The sequence below is a fragment of the Kiloniella antarctica genome (assembly GCF_042682825.1).
GTDB lineage: Bacteria > Pseudomonadota > Alphaproteobacteria > Kiloniellales > Kiloniellaceae > Kiloniella > Kiloniella antarctica.
In genome coordinates, this window is record NZ_JBHUII010000011.1 from 469,384 (window position 1) to 490,969 (window position 21,586).

Here is a 21,586-nt window from a genome sequence, read left to right on the forward strand (position 1 = left end):
TAAATTTTATACAATCGTTGACTGTTCTCTTAAAGGCGCATAGCCTCAATATTATGCTGCAGCGCACAATTAAATGCTGCCAGCACAGATAAAATTAAAACAGAATACAAATTAATACGATTTTTCTGTTTGAAAACAACAATGATTGGCCAATTGGTCAGGGGAATATACCGTGTTATATACGTTTTTTGATATGCAAAGTGCTGCTCTCGGACCTATGCGTGCGATGAGTGAACTTACCAAAACTTATTTTAACAATCCCCTTTTTCCCATATCTCAAACATATATGGGAAAAATCATGGCTGCTGGAGCTGACGTTGTCGAAGGTGTCATTCGTCATCGTGGTAAACCAGAGTGGGGTTTTCAGGCTATTAAAAAAGACGATGGTATTCACCCCATCGATCTTGCTCTAATTGATCATAAGCCCTTTGCTGATCTAATTCGATTTAAATGCGACTTAGCCAAAAATCCTAAGAAAATTCTTCTTGTCGCCCCGATGTCAGGTCACTTTGCCACCCTCTTACGCGGCACAGTACAAACCCTTGTTCAAGATCATGAAGTTTATGTCACTGATTGGAAAGATGCGAGTAAAGTACCTAATTCTGAGGGTGATTTCGGATTAGATGATTATATTCAGTACCTTATAGATTATATGCAATTGTTGGGTCCCGATCTGCATGTTATGGCTGTCTGCCAACCTGCTCCTTTGGTTTTGGCTGCAGTTTCCATTCTTGCGGCAAATGATGATCCATCTCAACCACGGACGATGACCTTAATGGGCGGCCCTGTTGATGCCGGAGCTGCAGAAACAGGGGTAACAAAACTTGCTGACAGTAAGTCTTTATCATGGTTTAAGAGTAATTTAACGGCCTCTGTCCCTCTTCACTATGAAGGTTCTGGTCGACGTGTTTATCCTGGATTTTTACAACTTGCTGCATTTATTTCGATGAATTCAGCGCGTCATGTCAATGCGCACATGCAGCATTTTGATAACTTAGTAAAGGGTGATGGGGATTCAGCTGAAAGCCACGACAAATTTTATGATGAATATCTATCAGTCATGGATATTACCGCCGAATTTTACCTTGATACGATTGAACATATTTTTCAAGAACGAAGCTTGCCTTCCGGTACGATGGTCTGGAAGGGACAAAAGGTCGACCCTTCAAAGATAACAAAAACGGCGTTATTGACAGTTGAGGGAGAACTTGACGATATATCTGCGCCGGGTCAGACTGAAGCCGCCCACAAGATGTGTTCTTCTCTTGCCAAAAATAAGCACCAGAATCATGTCGAAAAAGATGTCGGTCATTACGGTATTTTTAATGGCAGAAAATGGCGCGAAAGCGTTTCAAAAGTAATAAATAATTTTATTGAAAAACATCAAGGCAAGCCACAGAATTAATTGTCTTTCTTTATAAAATAATTATTCTTTTATAAAGATAATTTCCTTAGGTTGATAAGGCAATTAACAACCTGACGATATTGGTGTTCGCCCATGCCTAAATTACGGCCCTTCACTTTCAAAGCTCTTCTTTATACAACTTTAATCGTCTTGGGCGGCTGTAGCGGAAGCCCTGTTTATGAAGATACTAAAGGGTGGGGTAACGACCTTTGGGCTGATATCAAAAAGGGATCAAAACAAGCTGCAACATCGACAAAAGAGGCTTTGAGTTCTGCAACAAAATCTCTTGAAGAAAGTATCTCAGATGCAAACGATGACAAATCACCTGAAATAGCAACGTCGAAAATAGAGCCCTCACCCGTAAAAACCGAAATAGTAACCGCGCCAAATGGTAAGACGAGCACCCCAGTTCCTTTAAAGGCACCAGAAAAAGCTGCACAACCACCTGTACCAGTAAGCACAAAGGGATCTTACGCTGTTCATCTATCTTCGAATAAAAGTAAAAAGAGTGCTGAGCAAGAATGGAATGAGTTAAAAAATGCTTTCCCTAAAGAAACGCAAGCCCTTCAACTTCGAGTAAAATCTGTCAAAATAACTGGTAAAGGAACTTTTTACAGGGTACTTGGTTCTGCTTATCCGAATAAATCCTTGGCAGATGAGGCGTGCAAAAAGTTCAAATCCAAAAAACAGTATTGTATGCCCGTTAAATTATAACATTAATTAGCTAGTGACTGCCCTATATCAGTTTATGCACTGTCGAACTGATATTAGGACAATCAATGCGATCCATCACTTTACCTGCCAAGTATCGATCTGAGCTCATCCGCTTTGGATCTCGCCCCCTTAACAACAAAACCTATATCGCCGCCGTCTAGGACAAGATCATAACCTGCCTCATATAGAGCTGCTGCTTTACGGTTTGGTGTTGGAATAATACCCAGTAATTTCCCTGCTTTTTTAACAGCTTTTTCAACTTCTTGAATCGCAGATAGAACGACAGGATGGTCTGTTTCCCCAGGATAACCCAAATCTGCAGATAGATCAGATGGTCCAATAAAGATCATATCGACCCCGTCAGTGGCTGCAATTTCAGCAACATTTTTAACACCTTCTGAATCTTCAATCTGGCAAATAACCATAATTTCATCGTTAAAGGTCTCTAGATACTCTATGGCTTTAACGCCGTAATCCGCGCCACGGATAATGGTTGATGCAACGCCCCTCTTCCCCTTTGGGGCATACAGCGCAGCTTCAACGACGGATTTTGCTTCTTGTGCTGTCGATATCGAGGGAACCATAACGCCATCCGCACCGGCATCAAGGGCTCTTTTGATTTGGGCGTACGAGTTATGGGACACTCGAACAAAGTTTTTCGAGGAATAGGCACGCGCTGCTTGCATCTGAGCGATTGCATCAAGAACTGATCCCGGACCATGTTCTAAATCAATCATCAAACAATCATTACCAGCTTGGGCAATTATTTCAGTTGCCATAGGACTGAACATATCAATCCAACACCCAAAAGCAGGGTGATGTTTTCCCAGTTTATAACGCAATTTTTCACGAGATGTAATTTCAGACATGATTTTTTAATCCGGTTATATTTGTTTCGAGTGTGAAATTTGTAAAAGAAATAATACCAAAGATGATGCTAATTGAAGAAAACCAGTATTAAAACAAGAAGATTAAAATTTTTAGATTGGGTAAAGTAATATTGCAAGCCTGCCGAGGATGTACGAGACGCACATCCTCCCGGAACGACTAAATGAATAGGTTCCGGATCGTGACTTACAAAGTAGCACGATAAGCGGCTCGCCTTGGGAAGTGCATCCAATCGCGCCGTGAGGCAGCGTAAAGATCCCTTTTCCCAAAGCTGTATGACCTGAAAGTATCAGGTCTAGGCATATGTTATGTAACAACTAAGCAGGTAAAGCTCAAGCCGTCGTCTAAAAGGAATAATTTTTTTCTAAAAAATAAACGACGAAGACCTAGTCTAGCCCTTCAGCAAGATCAATGAGTTCTTGTAAATTAGTTATTTCGAGCATGCCGTTGGTTGGAATGGCGATAATGTTCATTTTCTTTAAGTTGGTCAAAGTACGACTAACCGTTTCTGTTGTAAGTCCTAAATAGTCACCTATATCAGAGCGCCCCATGGGAAGAGATATTTTAGTAACAGGGCCAGTCTCTGATTTAGCTCTTTTCGATAGGGAAAGTAGAAAACTACAGACTTTCTCTTTTGCTGTTTTGCGTCCAAGGAGTAGCATTTGATCCTGAGCAAGAACGAGTTCGTTGGAGACCATATTTAGTAGACGGTTTTCCAAGTGGGGTAGTATTTTAAGCAGCTCTTCAAGTTTAGCCCTTGAGAAGCGACATAATTTAGTATCTTCAAGAGATTCGGCTGAGTAAGCGTAACAATCATTCATGGCAATCCCAAGAAAGTCTCCGGGAAAAAGAAAACCTGTCATTTGGCGTCGCCCATCTGGGAGAAGCTTATACAGTTTTACGGATCCGGCAGTTACATTAAAAAGATAATTTGCCGGGTCCTGCTCATTGATGATTGTAACACCTTTACTGATTTCAAGACTTGATGAGATTTCAGAGAGTTGCTGTAGGTCGTCACATGAAAGCGCATGACAAAGGCTCATCGCAGAGATGTTACATTTTTCACAAGGCGAATTTACTGGAGCATGAGAAGCGACTGTTGATGCAACTTGAGAGCGACTTCTCATTTAATGTCTCTTTCTGACTTGGTCTTTTTTTTATTTACGAAAGTGATACTACCACACCCGATGACGAAAAACTGATAACTATCATTAACTATGCGTCAAATTGACCTACATCAAAGACCAAATTTATTAAATGCACTTCAATGAGAATATAACCCCTTATGTGAGTAACCTAAAGTGCAATTTGCAATAAATTCTCTTGATCAAAATAACTGCCTTCAGCTTTTGCCCTTAATTCAGACATTGAAGCAGGACATAACAACTGATGAGTGGCAGGATTATGTTCATAGTTTTACGGGGCGAGACAGTCGTGAATGTGGCATTATTACAGTCAAGAACACTGCGGGATATTATTTAGGAATTTTATGCTATAAAGTAGTAGAAGATGTTTCACATCAAATGGTTATGGATGTAACAAATTATGTAACTGCCGATTTTTTGGGCCGAAACAATATTTCAAGAACTCTGTTGGATTGGCTAGAAGGCCAGGCAATTTCAAGAATGTGTCAGGCTATACATCTGACAATAGATATTCAGCATACAATTATCCCAGAAAGTGGTTATACTAAATCAATATCTAACCAACTTGCTGATAAGGGATACGTTTGTGACGCAATCCGATTGTGTAAACAGCTTAAAATTAAAAACTAGAAAATAAGAGCTCCTTGCCTGGGTGCGTCAACCCGTACCATTGACCTAGATCAATGCTAAAATGTACCTGAAGAGTAGGTTTAATAACCTGTTGGACAATTATCTGACAGGTTTACCACGTTTTTTAAACAAAAGGCGACTTCAGGAATGACTCGGGAAACTACCGCTAAGGCAAGGTTATCCATCGACGGATGGATAACAGCTGGGGCATTAACAATCGGTGTTTTTTACGCCTTGTTAACTGCCGCGCGCACCGAAGACCCTTTGATGACTGTACATGCATATATCTTTGCAGGCGCATTCATCCTCGGTATCTTTGGTATTATTAAAGCATTTTACGACAGCTCAGAACGTCAGGCAAAAGAACCTGCTGATGCCCCTGTTCAATACAACTTAGATGTTATTAAGGCAGGTGTAATCGCTTCCGTTTTTTGGGGAGTTGCGGGCTTCTTAGCGGGTGATACTCTTGCCTTCCAATTGGCTTATCCAGATTTGAATTTTGATGTTTCATTTTTCAACTTTGGTCGATTACGCCCTCTTCATACTTCAGCTGTTATTTTTGCATTTGGCGGTAACGTACTGATTGCAACATCTTTTTATGTTGTGCAGCGGACCTGCAAAGCTCGTATGCCAGGAGATTTTGCCCCTTGGTTTGTATTCTGGGGATACCAGCTTTTCATCGTAATCGCTGCAACAGGCTATCTGATGGGCATTACTCAGAGTAAAGAATATGCCGAGCCAGAATGGTACGCCGATATATGGCTGACAATCGTTTGGGTGGTGTATTTGTTTGTCTTTTTGGGTACCCTATGGAAAAGACGTGAACCACACATCTATGTGGCAAACTGGTTCTATCTCGCCTTTATAGCAACTATCGCGATGCTTCATATTATCAATAACCTCACCGTTCCTGTTTCTTGGACAAGTACAAAAAGTTATATCCTTTTTGCTGGTGTTCAGGATGCGCTTGTTCAATGGTGGTATGGTCACAACGCTGTTGGCTTCTTCCTGACAGCGGGCTTCCTTGGTATCATGTACTATTTTGTTCCCAAACGAGCAGGACGTCCGGTTTATTCTTATCGACTTTCCATTGTTCACTTCTGGTCTTTGATATTTATGTATATTTGGGCAGGTCCGCACCATTTACATTATACGGCCCTACCTGACTGGGCACAGACTTTAGGCATGACTTTTTCTATTATGCTTTGGATGCCTTCTTGGGGCGGCATGATCAATGGTTTAATGACCCTTTCTGGTGCTTGGGATAAGCTTCGAACAGACCCAGTTTTACGTATGTTGGTGGTATCAATTGCCTTCTATGGCATGAGTACTTTCGAAGGTCCTGTTATGGCGATTAAAGCAGTGAATTCGCTTAGCCACTATACTGACTGGACAATTGGGCATGTTCACTCTGGTGCTTTGGGATGGGTTGCTTTTGTTAGTTTTGGTGCTCTTTACTGTATGGTTCCCTGGCTTTGGAATCGCACCCAACTCTATTCCTTGAAACTGGTGAGTTATCACTTCTGGATCGCAACTTTTGGTATCCTTCTCTACATCACTTCAATGTGGGTATCAGGCATCCTTCAAGGCCTGATGTGGCGTGCTTATGATGATCTTGGCTTCTTGGAATATTCTTTTGTGGAAACTGTTGAAGCAATGAATCCTTTCTACTGGATCCGTGCTATCGGTGGTGCCTTCTTCTTGGTTGGCTCTTTGATTATGGCTTACAACCTCTGGCGTACAGCGCGCGGTGATGTGAGGGAGGAAGATCGCCTTCTTGCTCCTGAAAGTGTCCCAAGCCCTGTTGCTGCTGAATAAGGAGGGAATAATCATGATTAAACACGAAATATTCGAAAAAAACTCTATCGTTCTCCTGATCGGTATTCTTATCGTCGTTTCCATTGGAGGCTTGATAGAAATTGCGCCTCTGTTTTATCTGGAAAGCACAATTGAGAAGGTTAAAGGCATGCGCCCTTATTCTCCTCTAGAGCTTGCTGGACGTAATATTTATATCCGTGAAGGCTGTACTTCTTGCCATTCGCAGATGATTAGATCATTACGGGATGAAGTTGAGCGCTACGGCCCCTACTCACTTGCAGCTGAATCTATGTATGATCATCCTTTTGTCTGGGGATCAAAACGGACGGGGCCGGATCTCGCCCGGGTTGGAGGTAAGTACTCTGATGAATGGCATAAGGAGCATCTTTATAACCCGCGTGGGATCGTTCCTGAATCCATTATGCCTGGGTATCCGTTCCTTTTAGAAACACCTTTGCGGTACAAAGATATGAAAGATCATCTGATTTCCAACAGAATGGTCGGTGTCCCTTATACCGATGAGATGATTGAAACGGCTATTGAAGACGTTAGGACACAGGTTGATCCTGATGCAGATACAGACGGCCTTCTTGCCCGTTATCCAAAAGCACAGGTTCGTGATTTTGATGGTAATCCAGCTGTTTTGTCAGAAATGGATGCCCTTATTGCTTACTTGCAAATGCTTGGAACTCTTGTGGACTTCTCAGCCTATAAGGCTGATGGCCCCAACCAGCGTTAAGGAGATTGTCATGGAATACAACGACATTTCAGAATTTTCGCGAACTTGGGGGCTTGTGTACCTCGTGGCTATGTTCTTAGCTGGAATTGTTTATGCATTCTGGCCACGGAACAAAGCCAAATTCGATCAAGCAGCTCAAATTCCACTAGAGGATGACTAATCATGGCAGGAAATCCAAGAAAAGATGAGGTCTCCGGCGTTGATACCACCGGTCATGAGTGGGACGGCATCGAAGAACTAAACAACCCGCTTCCTCGTTGGTGGCTTTGGGTTCTTTACGCATCAATTATTTGGTCAGTAGTGTACTGGATATTTATGCCGGCTTGGCCTGGAATATCCGACTATACCAGAGGTACGCTTGGTTACTCTCAGCGTGACGAAGTTAAAATGGAACTGGCCGAAGTAAAAGCCAGTCGTGCAGGTTTAGACGAAAAAATTCTTAGCTCTTCGCTTGAAGATATAACCAAGGATACGAACCTAAATCAGTATGCGCTTGCTGCCGGTAAGGCTGCATTTGGGGATAACTGTTCCGCGTGTCACGGCAGTGGCGCACAAGGCGCAAAAGGTTATCCGAACCTGAATGATGACCATTGGCTATGGGGGGGCTCGCTTGATGATATTCACTATACCATTTCTTATGGTATTCGTTCGACCCACGATGATACCCGTTTTAATGACATGACGGCCTTCCTTAGAGATGAGATCCTTGAAAAAGGTGAAATATCTGATGTCGCCGAATATGTTCTGTCACTTTCCGGAACATCTTCAGATGCAGAGGCCGCGAGCCGAGGAGAAAGCATATTTGAGGATAACTGTGTGGCATGTCATGCCGATGGTGGTATCGGAAACCGTGAATTGGGCGCACCGAATCTGTCAGATAAGCTTTGGCTTTTTGGGGGGGATAAAAAGACTGTCGTTCAGTCCATTTCCTATGGACGTAAAGGTGTAATGCCGACCTGGGAAGCACGACTGGATCCAGTGACAATTAAAGCACTTAGTATTTATGTTCACTCCCTAGGTGGTGGCGAATAAGCCTGAACACTTGGCCATCAATGTATGGCTATGAGTTCACGGGGGGTGGGTATTTCACTCCCCGTACTCAAAAAACATAAAAAAATAACCCAACACCGTCAGAAAAGAACGTCTGTAGTATGAGCACAAAGCTAGAACAGATCGTTAGGGAAGCCACCATTGAGGTGGAAGCCGTAAACAAAAAAGAGAACCGCCCTCTTTATCAAAAACGTGTTCCGATTTTCCCTAAAAGAGCCGTCGGTGAGTTTCGACGCCTCAAGTGGTTGATTATGATCACCACGCTCTCAATATATTATTTAGTACCTTTTATTAGGTGGGATCGTGGGCCTGGTGCACCTGATCAGGCCGTTCTTATCGATTTTCCGGGTAACCGATTTTATTTCTTCTTTATCGAATTGTGGCCTCAAGAAGTTTATTACATTACGGGTATTCTTATCGTTGCTGCGTTGGCTCTCTTCTTCTTTACATCCCTCTTTGGGCGTGTTTGGTGTGGTTATACATGCCCACAAACGGTTTGGACCGATTTGTTTATTGCTGTTGAGAGATGGATCGAAGGAGATCGCAATGCCCGGATCAAACTCCATCGTGCAAAATGGAGTTTTGAAAAAGTTTGGAAATATACCCTTAAACATACGCTTTGGATTTTAATTGGTATCGCAACAGGTGGCGCATGGGTCTTTTACTTTGCTGATGCGCCTACGCTTTTTGTTGAACTGTTTACTCTCCAAGCAGACATAACAGCCTATGTTTTTGTCGCTATGTTTACTGGAACTACCTACCTTCTTGGCGGACTTTCAAGGGAACAAGTCTGTATCTACATGTGTCCTTGGCCAAGAATACAGGCTGCCATGATGGATGAAGATTCGTTACAAGTAACGTATCGTACCGATCGAGGTGAACCCAGAGGTCATGCCAGAAAAGACCCTGATGATCAGGGCAAAAATGTTGTTGGCGACTGTATTGATTGTAAACAGTGTGTCGTCGTTTGCCCTATGGGGATTGATATACGTGACGGGTCTCAATTGGAGTGTATCAACTGTGCGCTTTGTATTGATGCTTGTAATGGTATTATGGATAAAATGGGGACCCCCAGAGGCTTGATTGGCTATGATACCGATGCAAATTTAGCCCGGCGTTTAGAAGGTAAATCTCAAAAATTTCATTTACTGCGTATGAGAACTATTATGTACGCATTCGCGATCCTCGCCGTTTGTGGTTTCATGGCCTATATTCTCGCGAACAGATCTCCATTAGACCTCAACGTCTTACGGGATCGTAATCCAATATTTGTGCAGTTATCGGATGGTAGTATTCGTAATGGATACACAATTAAGATACTCAATAAGCACCGCAATGAGCGTCAATTTGAAGTAACCGTTACTGGCCTTCAATTTAATGAACTGAAAGTCAACGACGTCAAAAGTGATGGCATTGTACCTATCATTGAAGTTAAAGGTGACAGTCTTCGTTCTACACACCTTTTTCTTTCTGTAGATGATGCAACTTTAAAATCCAATTCGGAGCCTATAACAATCGTTATAACGGACAGGGAAAGCGGATATAGTGTCTCCAACGAAACTGTTTTCATTGGCCCCGATAAGTAAATTTCAGAGAAGTCTGCCCATAATATTATGATTAAAATTGAAAGCTTTCCCTCTATGAGCAATTTAAAGAATGGCAAGAAAGAAAAAAAACTTACAGGTAAGCATTTTCTTCTCTACATCCTGTCTTTCTTTGGCGTCATAATTGGTATGAATCTTGTCTTCGTTTATTTTGCAACGAACACTTGGACGGGGTTATCGAAGGACAATGCTTATATTGATGGTTTGAACTACAATAAAACAATTGAAGCAGCTCAAGCACAGGAAGCTTTAAAATGGCAAAGCCAGCTTTCACTGACGCCTGTTGGAGATCAATATCTCTTAGTTTTTGTTCTTGAAGATAAGGACATACAAGCCCTTTCTGGGTTTACTGTAACCGCTAAAATTGGCCGCCCAACTCTTCAGGACTATGACCAAACGCTCATTCTTGCCGAAAGCCAAGCTGGTAATTATGAGACAACCTTTGATTTACCTTTGAATGGCCAATGGCAGGTTAGTTTAAATGCTATCTCCCCGGATGGTATTCCTTATCAGATCGAACAACGTTTTTTTATGAAGTAGGTTTCTGATGTCCGACTGTTGTTCTAAGACCAAACAAAAAGCTACACCGGAAGTGCTTCCGGTCGTACAGGCGAGTATCGATCCTTCTGCCTATATACAAAAGGCAGACAAAGGATTATCTCAACTCAGTCTCATTGTTGATACAATCCATTGCCCATCCTGCATTCGCTTAATCGAAGGTAACTTAACCAAACTGCCGGGTATAGAGACCGCAAGGGTCAACCTATCAACAAAACGTCTTTTTGTTTTATGGGATGAAACCCTGACTTCGGCCACGTCTATCGTCAAAATATTGGATGATCTAAATTTTCCGCCGACCCCTTTTAACCCTGATCTCATAAATAATGTAGGGGAAAAGGAAGACAAGGCGTTATTACGCGCTGTTGGCGTTGCTGGGTTCGCCGCAGCAAATGTTATGTTGCTTTCTGTCGCCGTATGGTCGGGTACCAATGATATGGGGCCTGCAACACGTGACTTGATGCACTGGGTATCAGCATTAATTGCTCTCCCCACAGTTGCTTATTCAGGACAACCCTTTTTTCGTTCAGCTATCGGAGCCTTAAAAGCTCGTAGTTTAAATATGGATGTACCGATTTCTCTGGCAGTATTACTGGCAGTTGGCATGAGTGTAGCAGAAACCCTTCAAAGCGCTGATCATGCTTATTTTGATGCGTCGGTTATGTTATTATTTTTCCTTCTCATTGGCAGATACTTGGACCGGCGCATGCGTAGCCGGGCACAATCGGCTGCACAGAACCTACTCTCTCTCAGAGCCATAGCAGCATCGATTGTGCAGGATAACGGTACGCGGGTATCTCTTCCTGTTGAAGCTGTAGAGCCCGGAATGAGAGTGGCTATTTCTGTTGGTGAAAAAGTACCGGTTGATGGTATGGTAATTTCCGGAACCTCTGAAATTGATACCTCTCTTATAACAGGGGAAACAATTCCTCAGATTGCTCAAATTGGGGATGCAGTGTTTGCTGGCACCTTAAATTTGACTTCACCTTTTGACGTTATGGTTACTGCCAGAGACGATCAAACCCTACTTGCTGAAATTGTAGGTCTAATGGAAACCGCGGAACAAGGCCGTGCAAAGTATGTCCAGCTTGCGGATCGTGCCGCCAAGATCTATGCCCCAGCAGTTCATTTGTTATCCGCACTGACTTTTGTTGCGTGGTGGACCTTGGGAGATGGTGGTTGGCATCTCGCCTTGATGAATGCGGTTGCCGTTTTGATTATCACATGCCCTTGTGCCCTGGGCCTTGCTGTTCCAACAGTACAGGTTGTTGCCAGTGGCCTCCTGCTTAAAAGAGGCATATTGGTAAAATCAGCAGATGGCCTCGAACGATTGGCTGATGCTGACACTGTGGTTTTCGATAAGACAGGAACGTTAACGGAGGGAAAGCCTGAGTTATTTAATCGAAGCGAAATCACAGATAAGGATTTGGAACTTGCTGCTTCTTTGGCACTGTCGAGCAGTCATCCCTTGTCAAAAGCATTAGTTAAAGCAGCAGGATATAAAGTTGCAGCATTACCAGATGTCCACGAAGAGCCAGGCCAAGGCATAGAGTGTTACGTTGATGGTCAACGGGTTCGAATTGGCAACAGGGCTTGGTGTGGTGTTAATAATCAATCTAATAATGTAACGCAAAAAATTGCAAATGAGCCAGTCAGTGAACTCTGGTTAACTCAGGGAGATAAAGACCCTGTTCGATTTACTTTCAGAGATACATTACGCCCGGATGCAAAGGCTGCGATTAAACTGTCAAAAGAGTATTTAGATGGCGTTGAACTCTTGTCTGGAGATCGACAAGCTGCCGTCAAATTGGTTGCTGAAGAACTCAAATTAATCAATTGGAAAGCCGAAGCAAACCCCAAAGATAAAATCAATCGTCTGGAAGAGCTAATAAAACAAAATAAAAAAGTTCTGATGGTGGGGGATGGCCTCAACGATGCTCCGGCTCTAGCAACGGCTTTCGTCTCGGCCTCTCCGGCAACAGCTGCAGATATCAGTCAGATAACCGCCGACTTTGTCTTTCAGGGGAATCGGTTAAAACCCATAATTGAAGCCATTGGTATCGCACGCAAAGCAAAGGCTTTAATCTTTCAAAATTTTGGATTGGCTATTCTTTACAATATGATTGCAGTTCCTCTTGCCATGGCTGGACAGGTGACCCCTTTATTTGCAGCAGTTGCAATGTCTGCGTCATCAATAATCGTTACCTTAAATGCGCTGCGACTTCGCTTAAGCGATAAGGAAGTTTAAAATGTCTGCACTAGCCATCCTTATTCCAATCGCCTTGTTATTGGGCTTGTTGGGCCTTGCCGCATTTCTATGGTCATTGCGTACTGGACAGTATGATGACCTCGAAGGGGCAGCTTATAGAGCTGTTTTTGATGACGACGATGGTGACGTTGATGAGGTTACAAAAGAAAAGGGAAAAAAGTCCTAAAAGCAAATCCCTATGTGATTTTGAATGATCAGAAATTCGCAGAACAGGAAGATAAAAGTAGCGTCATCATCAAGATTTTTCCCAAGTGCTGTTAATTTGAGGCCGGTATATATCTCACAAAATAATAGCGATGAACACCAAACAGCTTAGTTACAGTCTGGCTTAGAAGAACACGTTTCCCTATATAAACAGGAATATTACTACTTCCAGAAACAAGAACTTCATGACCACTATCCAGACGAACAACTAGCCTTGAAGGCTTTGGTTTTTCAGAAGAACCACTATGCAGACTTATTACATTTCCCCGAACGTTTGGACCAGCTTCTCTTGCATCGGCGGTATAGATAACAAGTGCGGCTATTAATAAAATGACAAATAGAGCATTCCAACGTAAATCCCGAAACCTTTGTATCCATACTTCTCTGGTGATACATGCATTAATTTTGGACTTTTTGTTATTTTTCATTTTAATTTTCAACATGAAGTAATGAATATAAACAGTACTCTAGCATGTATTCACAGCCCAAAAGCGGATGGGTATTTAACTTTTGCTTGTTTTGGCAATATCCCAGATCGGAATTCCAAAGCCATAAAGCTTTCTGTTTTAAAAGGAGTATCAAGCCGAGCACCAAGCTTGGATGAAAAACCGAAACGTTGATAATAATCCGGATTTCCAAGAACAATTATACCGCTTAGTTCTTCGTTGTTACGGCAAATTAGAAGACTTTCGTTTATTAATGCTGCACCAATGCCCTGCTTTTGCTGATCGGGGTGAACCGCAATCGGGGCTAAAGCTGCTGTCTCCAAAACCAATTGGTCTGTTGATATTTCAAGCTTACTAAAGAGCACATGACCAACTATTCTGCCCTCTTCTTCTGCGACAAGTCCGAAAATGACATCATCATCAAGGTAAAGTTGTTTAACCAGATCACTTTCATCCCAACGACCAAAAACATCGTGGATCAACTGTAAAACCTGGGCTCTGTCTTTTACTTCTTCTTTTCTGATCTCTACCAAAGTGGGTCCTTATAAATACAGTTATTGTCGTTATATAGGCAGTTCTGTGGAGTACTTAACACTCCGCAGGGCAAAACGGGAATTTACCGAGTTGATGATCGGAAGGTGTAAAAACTGTTCGGTCAACATATGATCATAGGCCTCGATATCCTTGGCAACGATCCTCAAGAGATAATCCCTGTCACCAGTAATGGTATAACACTCCATGATTTCAGGACGCCGTTCAACGATATCCTCAAACTGCCTGACATGCTCTTCATGGTGTTGAACTAAGGTTACCGTAGCAAAAACTGTCACACCAAGTCCAACCTCTTTCGGATCAAGAAGACAGACCTCTTTACGTATCAGGCCCTCATCTCGAAAACGCTTAATGCGTCGCCAACAGGGAGATTGTGAGAGGCCGACTTTATCGGCGATTTCTGCTGTCGGTATCGTCGCATCTTTTTGGAGTAAGCTTAGTATTTTTACATCCAGTGGATCTAGGTCAATCAATTCTGTTTATCCTTATAACTTGGATATATTATGCGCATTTTGTGTAAATTCCTGCGACTAAAAAATAATATACCCTTATTTGTCACATAAAATAAGCATTATAATCAATTTTGTTTATTGGAGAGAGATAAAATGGGTCATCTGGGCTCTGTATATGAATCTAAAATTCCTGATTCCGAGGGTTTTTACCATTATAGCTCGGAAGAGGATAAAGTGTGGGGTGACCTCATCAACCGTCAGAATAAAATTCTTGAGAACAGGGCATGTGATGAATTTATCAAGGGACGGGATATTTTGGGATTATCATCTTCCCAGGTCCCTCAATTGTTGGATATCAGTGAACGTTTGAGAGAGGCAACAGGTTTTGCTGTTCAATCGGTTCCTGCAGTTATTCCACCAAAAGATTTTTTTAAGATACTTGCTAACAGGCGCTTTCCTGCCGCGACCTTTATTCGGCTCCGCGAGGATTTTGACTACATCAAAGAACCGGATGTCTTCCATGAAATATATGGGCACTGCCCAATGCTGACGAATGCATCTTTTGCTGATTATGTTCAAGAGTATGGTAAATTGGCGCTCTCTGTCGACAAAAAATACATCTGGTCATTACAACGCTTGTTCTGGTTTACCGTAGAATTTGGTCTCATTCAAACACCGAAGGGGGAAAGGTTATACGGGGCAGGATTGGCCTCATCATCAGGCGAAGCGGTTTATTGTACAGATAGTCTTGAAGCGACAAAACTTACCTTTGATCCGTTAACAATATTTAGAACTAATTATCGTATAGATATATATCAGCCGATTTATTATGTGATTAACAGCTTTGAACAGCTTTTTGATACGATTACTTCCGATTTGTTACCGATCATTGAGGAAGCCAAGGCTTTGGGGAATATAAATCCGGCGCCGGTAGCATCTTCTGTAGAAAAGAATTAAGCCATTGATTATTAAAAATAATTATATGGAATTTATATGAAATATTAATTGGGGGTTAAAGAGTTAATCAGGAGGCTTAAATGAAACTTGCAACTCTCAACAGTCACGGTCGCGGTGGTAAAACAAGAAGAGATGGTAAACTGGTTGTCGTTAACAAGGCCCTTACCCAATATGTTGATGTTCCAACGATTGCCTTAACTTTGCAAGCGGCTTTGGATGACTGGAAATTATTAGCTCCTTCACTTGAGGGGGTGTACCAGCGGTTAAACCAAGGGGACGAAAAAAACAGCAAAGCCTTCATGCCAAATCAATGCCTAGCTCCTCTTCCTCGTGCATATCAGTGGCTTGATAGTACAGCTTATCTCCATTATCTCGAACTTGTTCATAAAGTTAGGGGGAGTGTGCTACCTGAAACATTTTGGACCACTCCTTATATGTATCAAGGGGGATCTGATCGGCTAGTTGGTGCTCATGCTACGATTGAAATTATCGAAGAAAATGCAGGTGTTGATTTTGAATCAGAAATTGCAATTATCACCGATGACGTTCCTATGCATGTTTCTCTTGAACAGGCACCACATCATATTCGTCTAATCGCCCTCGCCAATGATGTTACATTACGTAACTTGATCCCTAATGAACTAGCCAAAGGTTATGGATTTGTTCACAGCAAACCTTCAACCTCTTTTGCGCCCGTAGTGGTGACACCAGATGAATTGGGAGATGCCTGGCGGGATAATAAGGTTAACCTCTCACTTGTTACGACGTACAATGACAAGCTGTTTGGTCGACCAAACGCTGGTGCTGATATGTCCTTTGATTTTTCACAACTTATTGAGCACGCAGCGAAGACCCGTCAGTTGACGGCTGGGACGATTATTGGTTCTGGTACCGTTTCTAATCAAGACAGTTCTGTCGGCTCGTCTTGTATAGTCGAGCGGAGGATGTTGGAAATACTTGCCCGTGGATACGCAATAACCGAATTTATGAAATTTGGTGATCACGTACGTATTGAGATGTTTTCCGATGAGGGAGAAAGCATTTTTGGTGCAATAAATCAATATGTTATTGAACATGCTGTAAGCGAAGAGGAAGTTCGTTATACTTCAGCTTTTGAGTAATCGCTTTAGTTTTTAAAATTTTATGTTGTCTCTTCACCTTAAAGCTGGAAATTGTCATTAATTTAAGGTAATAGTTTATTAACTAAATTGGTGAAGATGAAAAGCGAGTACATCAAAGGCAAGCTTAATGCATCAGGGGGCTATACAACAGGCAACTAACTTAGAGGCGGCGCTGATGCGTGAGCCGCATGAACGTTTGACTCTTGTAAATTCATCTAATAGCAAATGGGATATACTTCAAAAGCAAGCTAGCCGGATATATCATTACCGTATTACACAGCATAATTTATCCTCAAAAGATAAAGAAGATCTCATGCTCGCACGTAATGAAATCCTCTGTCTGGCAAAATCACTAAAAGCTGTTACAGCTATAGAAGAAGTGCTTAACGAAGAACTATAGCCGCGCAAATTTTCTCAAGATCTTTTTCTACGCCTTCAAGAGTTATTATTGCGCCTGCCTCATTAAATTTTCTTTTTATAATTTGTACGTTTTTTTGTTCGCACAAGTATTCTACATGAGGAATTTTCTTGAAGATGATGGAGATCTCTGTCGTTTGCAATTTTTTATAGGGCTTAAAGCAGGCGTCTTTTATAACAGATTTGGCACTTTCACCATAAGCCCGAACCAATCCGCCAGTTCCAAGTTTTGTTCCACCAAAGTAACGGATGGTTATAATCGCACAGTTGATTAATTCATTACCTTGTAATATCCGTAAGGTTGGCGGCCCGGAAGTTCCTGAAGGCTCTCCATCATCTGAAGCCCCTTCTTCAATCTGTCCATTATCGTTTAGCCTCCGAAAGGCCCAAACGTGATGATTAGCTTTTTTGTGCGTTTCACGAAGATCATTTAGACGTTGTTCAAACTCATTGGTCGGAACAAGATGAGAAATAAAAAGGGATTTCTTTACCTCGACTTGAGAAAAGATTTCTTTTTCAACGATAACCATTTGATTATTCAGTTAAAACAGCTATTGGTCCCTCAGCAGATTTATGGATAAACTGATTTACGTAAGGGTTGTCCGTTGTATCCAATTTTTTGGTTAAACCACTCCAAACAATTTCACCTTCATGCAACATGATCATGTGATCAGAAATTTTACGGGCTGATTTCAGATCACTACTTATAACAATAGAAGTTATTCGATCATTCTTTGATTGGGCAGTAATCAACTTGCTGATGGAGTTACTCATAATTGGATCAAGGCCAGCTGTTGGTTCATCCAGAAATAAAAACTCGGGATCTCCGGCAAAGGCACGGGCCAAACCGACACGTTTTTGCATGCCGCCAGACAGTTCAGCCGGATAGAGATCAGCAACATCAGGTCGAAGCCCAACCTGATCCAAGACTTTTATTGCTTCATTTTTAATATTTGTCTGGTCCGCTTGACGATTTTTAAGTGCTTTAAAAGCAATATTTTGCCACACAGGTAATGAATCAAAAAGTGCAGATTGTTGAAATAACATACCGAAACGATCTAATAATTTTTGATTATTTCCTGAATAATCAGACGTGTCTACGCCTCCCACGATAACGCGCCCTGAATCTGGCTGAACAATACCTAGGATTGTTTTGAGGAGAAGCGTTTTACCACTACCGGAAGGACCGATGATGACTAATGTACTGCCGAGCTCAAGGGAAAAACTGATATTACGAAGAGCTTTTAATGCTCCGAAACTCTTTGATAAATTTTGAATTTCGAGCACCGGTTCAGCAATTTTTAATTCAGCACTCATTCCGACAATCCTTGTGATCATTTAAACCGCGCAAGATTATCATAGAATGAATAGAAAGCCAGTCTTCGTAAGGATAATCTTTGTGTATGTGCTTGTATAGAAAAAAACCTCTGATCCAAAATGGTCAGAGGTTTTTTCTATTGGTCGGAGTAGCAGGATTCGAACCTGCGACCCCTTGGCCCCCAGCCAAGTGCGCTACCAGACTGCGCTATACTCCGCTAAGTTGGACAGCAATACCGTCCGTCCGTTCTGTATACATTTGCCTTTTGTTCAAGGCAATGTAGAAATCCAAAATAAATTAAGGAAATTAACTTAAAAGTGATCGTATTTTCTTCAACTCAATCAAAAGCTTCTTCTGATTGAGTTGAGATAAACCATCAAATGCGTCCAAAGGATTAGCTGTTGCCTCCTCGGTGGATTGAGCAGCAGTCTCATCATTATTTTTAATGATTTTTGCTGAAGGTTTCCTTTCACTTGATTTGAAAGATCCTTCTTTGAACAGTTTTTGAACGCCTTTGATTGTGTAGCCGTCTTTGTACAGCAAATCTTTGATTTGCCGTAGAATGACTAAATCCTCAGGTCGGTAATAGCGTCTACGTCCAGCACGTTTCAGTGGTTTGACCTGGGGAAATTTTGTTTCCCAGAACCGCAAGACATGTTGCGGAACTTCTAGATCACCAGAAACTTCACTAATAGTCCGGAACGCAGATGCAGATTTTGTTGTCGATTCTGCAGCAGACATTATGCAGATTTAACTCCTGCTTATTTCAAGTTAGTCGAACTTAAAGAGCCGACACGTTCCGATAAAATTCTTGGTTACGACAAAGATGTATTGATCTTATTTTTCAAAACATGTGAGGCGCGAAAAACAAGAACCCGTCGAGGTAAGATTGGAACTTCTTCACCTGTTTTGGGGTTGCGTCCAATACGTTCGCCTTTTTCCCTAACAGCAAAACTGCCAAAAGATGAAATCTTGACCGCATCACCCTTAATCAGGGTATCGGAAATTTCATTTAAAACTGATTCGACCAGATCCGCAGACTCATTTCTGGATAGACCAACTTCTTGATATACTGCTTCACTGAGATCAGCACGGGTTACTGTAGTGCCCATAATGAAGTTCCACTCCCCTTGTTATCTTTATCCGGATTATACGTTATCTTCGCTAACCCATATGATACACAAGGCAATTTTGCTAGATTTAACAGGAAATTACAAGTTTAATCTCGTAAAAATGTACTAAGACATAAATCCCATTACCAGCGCAATAGAGCTGAACCCCATGTAAATCCACCACCCATAGCCGCCATCATCACCATATCACCGCGTTTAATTCTGCCATCATAAACAGCTTCAGTTAAGGCTAGTGGAATAGACGCTGCAGATGTATTTGCGTGTTTATCAACAGTCACAACAACGCGCTCTTTAGGAAGTTTAAGTTTTTTTCCCATGGCTTCAATGATGCGAATGTTTGCTTGGTGAGGAACAAGCCAGTCAATATCTTCAGCATTTAAACCTGAAGTTTTTAATGCTGTATCAATTGCCTCTGGCATTCTTGAAACCGCTTGGCGAAAAACCTCTTTTCCTTCCATACGTAAAAAGCCAGCTGTGCCGGTTGAAGACGGCCCACCATCGACATAAAGAGCGTCGTGATAACGGCCATCTGAATATATATGGGTGTTTAATATTCCACTATCCGAAGTATCGCCCTTACCTTCTTCTGCTTTAAGGACAATCGCACCAGCTCCGTCGCCAAATAGAACGCATGTTGAGCGATCTTTCCAATCCAGGATACGGGAAAAAGTTTCTGCGCCAATCAATAAGGCTGTTTTAGCCTGTCCGGTTTTCATTAGGCTGTCGACTACAGCAAGGCCGTATACAAAGCCGCTACATACGGCTTGAATATCAAAGGCAGCCCCTTTGATAACCCCTAAATTTTTCTGAACAACCGTTGCGGTCGCAGGAAAGGTTTCATCAGGTGTTGCCGTTGCACAGACAATCAAATCAACTTCAGAAGCGTCAATGCCTGCGTGTTCAAGCGCTGCAAGTGCTGCTTTGGTCGCAAGATCTGATGTTAATTCGTTCTCACCAGCAATATATCGATGACGTATGCCTGTACGTTGGCGAATCCACTCGTCGGAAGTCTCGACACGCTCAGCAAGCTGATCATTGGTAACGATACGTTCTGGAAGATAAGAGCCACAGCCCTTGATATTTGCACGTATCATCATTCGAACGCAGCCTGCTCATTAATGGGGTCACGGGTAAGCGAATCGAAATCTTCGCGAATCTTCCGCACAATATCCTGATCACGCATATCAATAGCAACACCAATAGCGTTTGCAAAACCAATGGCGTCTGTACCGCCGTGACTTTTAACGGCAATTCCATTTAAACCTAGAAAAATTGCGCCGTTATATAATCGTGGGTCAACACGTTTTTTCAATTTATTTAGTGCCGAACTTGCTAAAATATAACCAAGACTGGCTAAGAAACTGCTTTTAAAGGTTTGCCGGAAAAATTCGGTTATTAATTTAGCCGTACCTTCAGCGGTTTTTAGAGCAACATTACCTGTAAATCCGTCAGTAACAATAACATCTACAGTGCCTTTGCCAATATCATCGCCTTCAACAAAACCAACAAACTCACCGGGTAAATTGGCTTGGCGTAGCATCGAGCTTGCAACCTGCAGGTATTCATGTCCCTTCACATCTTCTGAACCGACATTCAAGATACCTACGGAGGGTTCTTGAACACCAAGTACACAACGTGCAAAAGCATTTCCCATAACAGCGAAATCTACAAGGTTATCAGCATCACACGTCAAATTAGCACCGAGATCCATCATTAATGATTCTCCACGTAAGGTCGGGAAGAATGATGCAATCGCCGGTCGGTCAACACCAGGAAGGGTTTTTAGAACAAATTTTGACATGGCCATGAGAGCACCTGTGTTTCCAGCGGAAACGATGCCATCAGCTCTGCCATCATGTACGGCATTTATAGCAAGTCGCATGGAGGACTTTCGGCCAGAGCGAAGAGCTATGGCTGGTTTGTCATCGCTAAGGACCATGTCGTCGGTATGAATAAATTCAACAACATCTTTTAGGCGGGTCGTTTTATTGAGCAAGGGCATAACATCCTGCTCGCGACCGAACATGAGAAACCTGACGTCTGGATATCGTTGAGAAGCAATTTCAGCTCCATGCACAACAATATCTGGTGCGTCATCACCTCCCATTGCATCTAAGGCTATAGTTATGTGAGCGCTCACTGAATTCCTGTCTTGTCGTATTGATC

25 protein-coding genes and 1 tRNA gene are annotated in these 21,586 nt (G+C 42.2%); 14 read left to right on the forward strand and 12 right to left on the reverse strand.

Annotated features, from left to right (window positions below; translation table 11 throughout):
- The first annotated feature begins 172 nt into the window (after positions 1-172).
- Both ACFSKO_RS18230 and ACFSKO_RS18235 read left to right on the forward strand, forming a co-directional pair.
- Positions 173-1,405 (forward strand): polyhydroxyalkanoate depolymerase, encoded by a 1,233-nt coding sequence (locus ACFSKO_RS18230; RefSeq protein WP_380254297.1) that lies wholly within the window; start codon positions 173-175, stop codon positions 1,403-1,405.
- 93 nt (positions 1,406-1,498) lie between these two features.
- Positions 1,499-2,119: an SPOR domain-containing protein gene (locus ACFSKO_RS18235; protein ID WP_380254299.1), complete on the forward strand. Its 621-nt coding sequence runs from the start codon at positions 1,499-1,501 to the stop codon at positions 2,117-2,119.
- Positions 2,120-2,199: 80 nt separating this feature from the next.
- On the opposite strand, the gene ACFSKO_RS18240 is transcribed toward ACFSKO_RS18235, so the two are convergent.
- Together ACFSKO_RS18240 and ACFSKO_RS18245 are read right to left on the reverse strand one after the other, a co-directional pair.
- Positions 2,200-2,988 carry an HpcH/HpaI aldolase family protein gene (locus ACFSKO_RS18240; RefSeq protein WP_380254301.1) on the reverse strand — a complete coding sequence of 263 codons (789 nt, stop codon included), beginning with the start codon at positions 2,986-2,988 and terminating at the stop codon, positions 2,200-2,202.
- 405 nt (positions 2,989-3,393) lie between these two features.
- Positions 3,394-4,134: a cyclic nucleotide-binding domain-containing protein gene (locus ACFSKO_RS18245; protein WP_380254303.1), complete on the reverse strand. Its 741-nt coding sequence runs from the start codon at positions 4,132-4,134 to the stop codon at positions 3,394-3,396.
- A gap of 174 nt (positions 4,135-4,308) precedes the next feature.
- Between ACFSKO_RS18245 and ACFSKO_RS18250 the strand changes: the two genes are divergently transcribed.
- From ACFSKO_RS18250 to ccoS, 9 genes are all read left to right on the forward strand, one after another.
- The gene (locus tag ACFSKO_RS18250) at positions 4,309-4,782 is read left to right on the forward strand and encodes a hypothetical protein (protein ID WP_380254305.1); all 474 of its coding nucleotides are present in this window, start codon (positions 4,309-4,311) and stop codon (positions 4,780-4,782) included.
- 147 nt (positions 4,783-4,929) lie between these two features.
- Positions 4,930-6,600 (forward strand): cytochrome-c oxidase, cbb3-type subunit I, encoded by a 1,671-nt coding sequence (gene ccoN / locus ACFSKO_RS18255; protein ID WP_380254307.1) that lies wholly within the window; start codon positions 4,930-4,932, stop codon positions 6,598-6,600.
- 13 nt (positions 6,601-6,613) lie between these two features.
- Entirely contained in the window at positions 6,614-7,339 is a 726-nt protein-coding gene (gene ccoO, locus ACFSKO_RS18260) for a cytochrome-c oxidase, cbb3-type subunit II (protein WP_380254309.1), read from the forward strand.
- A 10-nt stretch (positions 7,340-7,349) separates the two neighbouring features.
- Positions 7,350-7,499 carry a cbb3-type cytochrome oxidase subunit 3 gene (locus ACFSKO_RS18265; protein WP_380254311.1) on the forward strand — a complete coding sequence of 50 codons (150 nt, stop codon included), beginning with the start codon at positions 7,350-7,352 and terminating at the stop codon, positions 7,497-7,499.
- Between the two features lie 2 nt (positions 7,500-7,501).
- A complete protein-coding gene (ccoP, locus tag ACFSKO_RS18270; protein WP_380254313.1) occupies positions 7,502-8,371 on the forward strand; it encodes a cytochrome-c oxidase, cbb3-type subunit III in 870 nt (289 codons plus the stop codon).
- 119 nt (positions 8,372-8,490) lie between these two features.
- Positions 8,491-9,975, forward strand: a complete 1,485-nt coding sequence (gene ccoG / locus ACFSKO_RS18275; RefSeq protein WP_380254316.1) for a cytochrome c oxidase accessory protein CcoG — start codon at positions 8,491-8,493, stop codon at positions 9,973-9,975.
- A 54-nt stretch (positions 9,976-10,029) separates the two neighbouring features.
- Positions 10,030-10,533, forward strand: a complete 504-nt coding sequence (locus tag ACFSKO_RS18280; protein ID WP_380254318.1) for a FixH family protein — start codon at positions 10,030-10,032, stop codon at positions 10,531-10,533.
- Positions 10,534-10,540: 7 nt separating this feature from the next.
- Positions 10,541-12,799 (forward strand): cation-translocating P-type ATPase, encoded by a 2,259-nt coding sequence (locus ACFSKO_RS18285; protein WP_380254320.1) that lies wholly within the window; start codon positions 10,541-10,543, stop codon positions 12,797-12,799.
- Position 12,800: 1 nt separating this feature from the next.
- On the forward strand, positions 12,801-12,986 hold the full coding sequence (gene ccoS / locus ACFSKO_RS18290) for a cbb3-type cytochrome oxidase assembly protein CcoS (RefSeq protein ID WP_380254322.1): 186 nt from the start codon (positions 12,801-12,803) through the stop codon (positions 12,984-12,986).
- 91 nt (positions 12,987-13,077) lie between these two features.
- On the opposite strand, the gene ACFSKO_RS18295 is transcribed toward ccoS, so the two are convergent.
- From ACFSKO_RS18295 to ACFSKO_RS18305, 3 genes are read right to left on the reverse strand one after another with little or no spacing between them, the layout of a single operon-like run.
- Complete coding sequence (locus ACFSKO_RS18295; protein ID WP_380254324.1) at positions 13,078-13,452, reverse strand: hypothetical protein; 375 nt, start codon at positions 13,450-13,452, stop codon at positions 13,078-13,080.
- 50 nt (positions 13,453-13,502) lie between these two features.
- Positions 13,503-14,003, reverse strand: coding sequence for a GNAT family N-acetyltransferase (locus ACFSKO_RS18300; RefSeq protein ID WP_380254326.1), 501 nt, complete (start codon positions 14,001-14,003; stop codon positions 13,503-13,505).
- A 30-nt stretch (positions 14,004-14,033) separates the two neighbouring features.
- Positions 14,034-14,495: an Lrp/AsnC family transcriptional regulator gene (locus tag ACFSKO_RS18305; RefSeq protein ID WP_380254328.1), complete on the reverse strand. Its 462-nt coding sequence runs from the start codon at positions 14,493-14,495 to the stop codon at positions 14,034-14,036.
- Between the two features lie 132 nt (positions 14,496-14,627).
- On the opposite strand from ACFSKO_RS18305, the gene phhA reads away from it, so the two are divergent.
- The 3 genes from phhA to ACFSKO_RS18320 all read left to right on the forward strand — a co-directional run bounded on the left by phhA (position 14,628) and on the right by ACFSKO_RS18320 (position 16,952).
- Positions 14,628-15,431, forward strand: coding sequence for a phenylalanine 4-monooxygenase (gene phhA / locus ACFSKO_RS18310; RefSeq protein ID WP_380254330.1), 804 nt, complete (start codon positions 14,628-14,630; stop codon positions 15,429-15,431).
- A gap of 80 nt (positions 15,432-15,511) precedes the next feature.
- A complete protein-coding gene (locus tag ACFSKO_RS18315) occupies positions 15,512-16,552 on the forward strand; it encodes a fumarylacetoacetate hydrolase family protein (RefSeq protein ID WP_380254332.1) in 1,041 nt (346 codons plus the stop codon).
- A 127-nt stretch (positions 16,553-16,679) separates the two neighbouring features.
- Positions 16,680-16,952 (forward strand): hypothetical protein, encoded by a 273-nt coding sequence (locus ACFSKO_RS18320; RefSeq protein WP_380254334.1) that lies wholly within the window; start codon positions 16,680-16,682, stop codon positions 16,950-16,952.
- Here the strand turns inward: ACFSKO_RS18320 and ACFSKO_RS18325 are convergent.
- From ACFSKO_RS18325 to plsX, 7 genes are all read right to left on the reverse strand, one after another.
- Complete coding sequence (locus ACFSKO_RS18325) at positions 16,936-17,499, reverse strand: IMPACT family protein (protein ID WP_380254336.1); 564 nt, start codon at positions 17,497-17,499, stop codon at positions 16,936-16,938. The two genes, ACFSKO_RS18320 and ACFSKO_RS18325, sit on opposite strands and share 17 nt — an antisense overlap.
- Before the next feature lie 4 nt (positions 17,500-17,503).
- The gene (locus tag ACFSKO_RS18330; protein ID WP_380254338.1) at positions 17,504-18,286 is read right to left on the reverse strand and encodes an ABC transporter ATP-binding protein; all 783 of its coding nucleotides are present in this window, start codon (positions 18,284-18,286) and stop codon (positions 17,504-17,506) included.
- Positions 18,287-18,427: 141 nt separating this feature from the next.
- Positions 18,428-18,504 (reverse strand) — tRNA-Pro (locus tag ACFSKO_RS18335).
- Positions 18,505-18,593: 89 nt separating this feature from the next.
- Positions 18,594-19,028, reverse strand: coding sequence for a MerR family transcriptional regulator (locus ACFSKO_RS18340; protein ID WP_380254340.1), 435 nt, complete (start codon positions 19,026-19,028; stop codon positions 18,594-18,596).
- 74 nt (positions 19,029-19,102) lie between these two features.
- The gene (locus ACFSKO_RS18345; protein ID WP_380254462.1) at positions 19,103-19,402 is read right to left on the reverse strand and encodes an integration host factor subunit alpha; all 300 of its coding nucleotides are present in this window, start codon (positions 19,400-19,402) and stop codon (positions 19,103-19,105) included.
- 140 nt (positions 19,403-19,542) lie between these two features.
- Complete coding sequence (locus ACFSKO_RS18350) at positions 19,543-20,517, reverse strand: beta-ketoacyl-ACP synthase III (protein WP_380254342.1); 975 nt, start codon at positions 20,515-20,517, stop codon at positions 19,543-19,545.
- Positions 20,514-21,560: a phosphate acyltransferase PlsX gene (gene plsX / locus ACFSKO_RS18355; RefSeq protein ID WP_380254344.1), complete on the reverse strand. Its 1,047-nt coding sequence runs from the start codon at positions 21,558-21,560 to the stop codon at positions 20,514-20,516. Before plsX ends, ACFSKO_RS18350 begins: the two co-directional genes overlap by 4 nt.
- Between the last annotated feature and the right edge of the window lie 26 nt (positions 21,561-21,586).

Coding starts and splice junctions, on each gene's coding strand:
- ACFSKO_RS18325 (WP_380254336.1), bottom strand. CDS start 17,499: ATGGTTATCGTTGAAAAAGAAATCTTTTCTCAAGTCGAGGTAAAGAAA.
- ccoO (WP_380254309.1), top strand. CDS start 6,614: ATGATTAAACACGAAATATTCGAAAAAAACTCTATCGTTCTCCTGATC.
- ccoN (WP_380254307.1), top strand. CDS start 4,930: ATGACTCGGGAAACTACCGCTAAGGCAAGGTTATCCATCGACGGATGG.
- ACFSKO_RS18315 (WP_380254332.1), top strand. CDS start 15,512: ATGAAACTTGCAACTCTCAACAGTCACGGTCGCGGTGGTAAAACAAGA.
- ACFSKO_RS18285 (WP_380254320.1), top strand. CDS start 10,541: ATGTCCGACTGTTGTTCTAAGACCAAACAAAAAGCTACACCGGAAGTG.
- ACFSKO_RS18280 (WP_380254318.1), top strand. CDS start 10,030: ATGAGCAATTTAAAGAATGGCAAGAAAGAAAAAAAACTTACAGGTAAG.
- ACFSKO_RS18245 (WP_380254303.1), bottom strand. CDS start 4,134: ATGAGAAGTCGCTCTCAAGTTGCATCAACAGTCGCTTCTCATGCTCCA.
- ACFSKO_RS18295 (WP_380254324.1), bottom strand. CDS start 13,452: ATGAAAAATAACAAAAAGTCCAAAATTAATGCATGTATCACCAGAGAA.
- ccoG (WP_380254316.1), top strand. CDS start 8,491: ATGAGCACAAAGCTAGAACAGATCGTTAGGGAAGCCACCATTGAGGTG.
- ACFSKO_RS18340 (WP_380254340.1), bottom strand. CDS start 19,028: ATGTCTGCTGCAGAATCGACAACAAAATCTGCATCTGCGTTCCGGACT.
- ACFSKO_RS18235 (WP_380254299.1), top strand. CDS start 1,499: ATGCCTAAATTACGGCCCTTCACTTTCAAAGCTCTTCTTTATACAACT.
- ccoS (WP_380254322.1), top strand. CDS start 12,801: ATGTCTGCACTAGCCATCCTTATTCCAATCGCCTTGTTATTGGGCTTG.
- phhA (WP_380254330.1), top strand. CDS start 14,628: ATGGGTCATCTGGGCTCTGTATATGAATCTAAAATTCCTGATTCCGAG.
- ACFSKO_RS18240 (WP_380254301.1), bottom strand. CDS start 2,988: ATGTCTGAAATTACATCTCGTGAAAAATTGCGTTATAAACTGGGAAAA.
- ACFSKO_RS18330 (WP_380254338.1), bottom strand. CDS start 18,286: ATGAGTGCTGAATTAAAAATTGCTGAACCGGTGCTCGAAATTCAAAAT.
- ACFSKO_RS18265 (WP_380254311.1), top strand. CDS start 7,350: ATGGAATACAACGACATTTCAGAATTTTCGCGAACTTGGGGGCTTGTG.
- ACFSKO_RS18320 (WP_380254334.1), top strand. CDS start 16,680: ATGCATCAGGGGGCTATACAACAGGCAACTAACTTAGAGGCGGCGCTG.
- ccoP (WP_380254313.1), top strand. CDS start 7,502: ATGGCAGGAAATCCAAGAAAAGATGAGGTCTCCGGCGTTGATACCACC.
- ACFSKO_RS18350 (WP_380254342.1), bottom strand. CDS start 20,517: ATGATGATACGTGCAAATATCAAGGGCTGTGGCTCTTATCTTCCAGAA.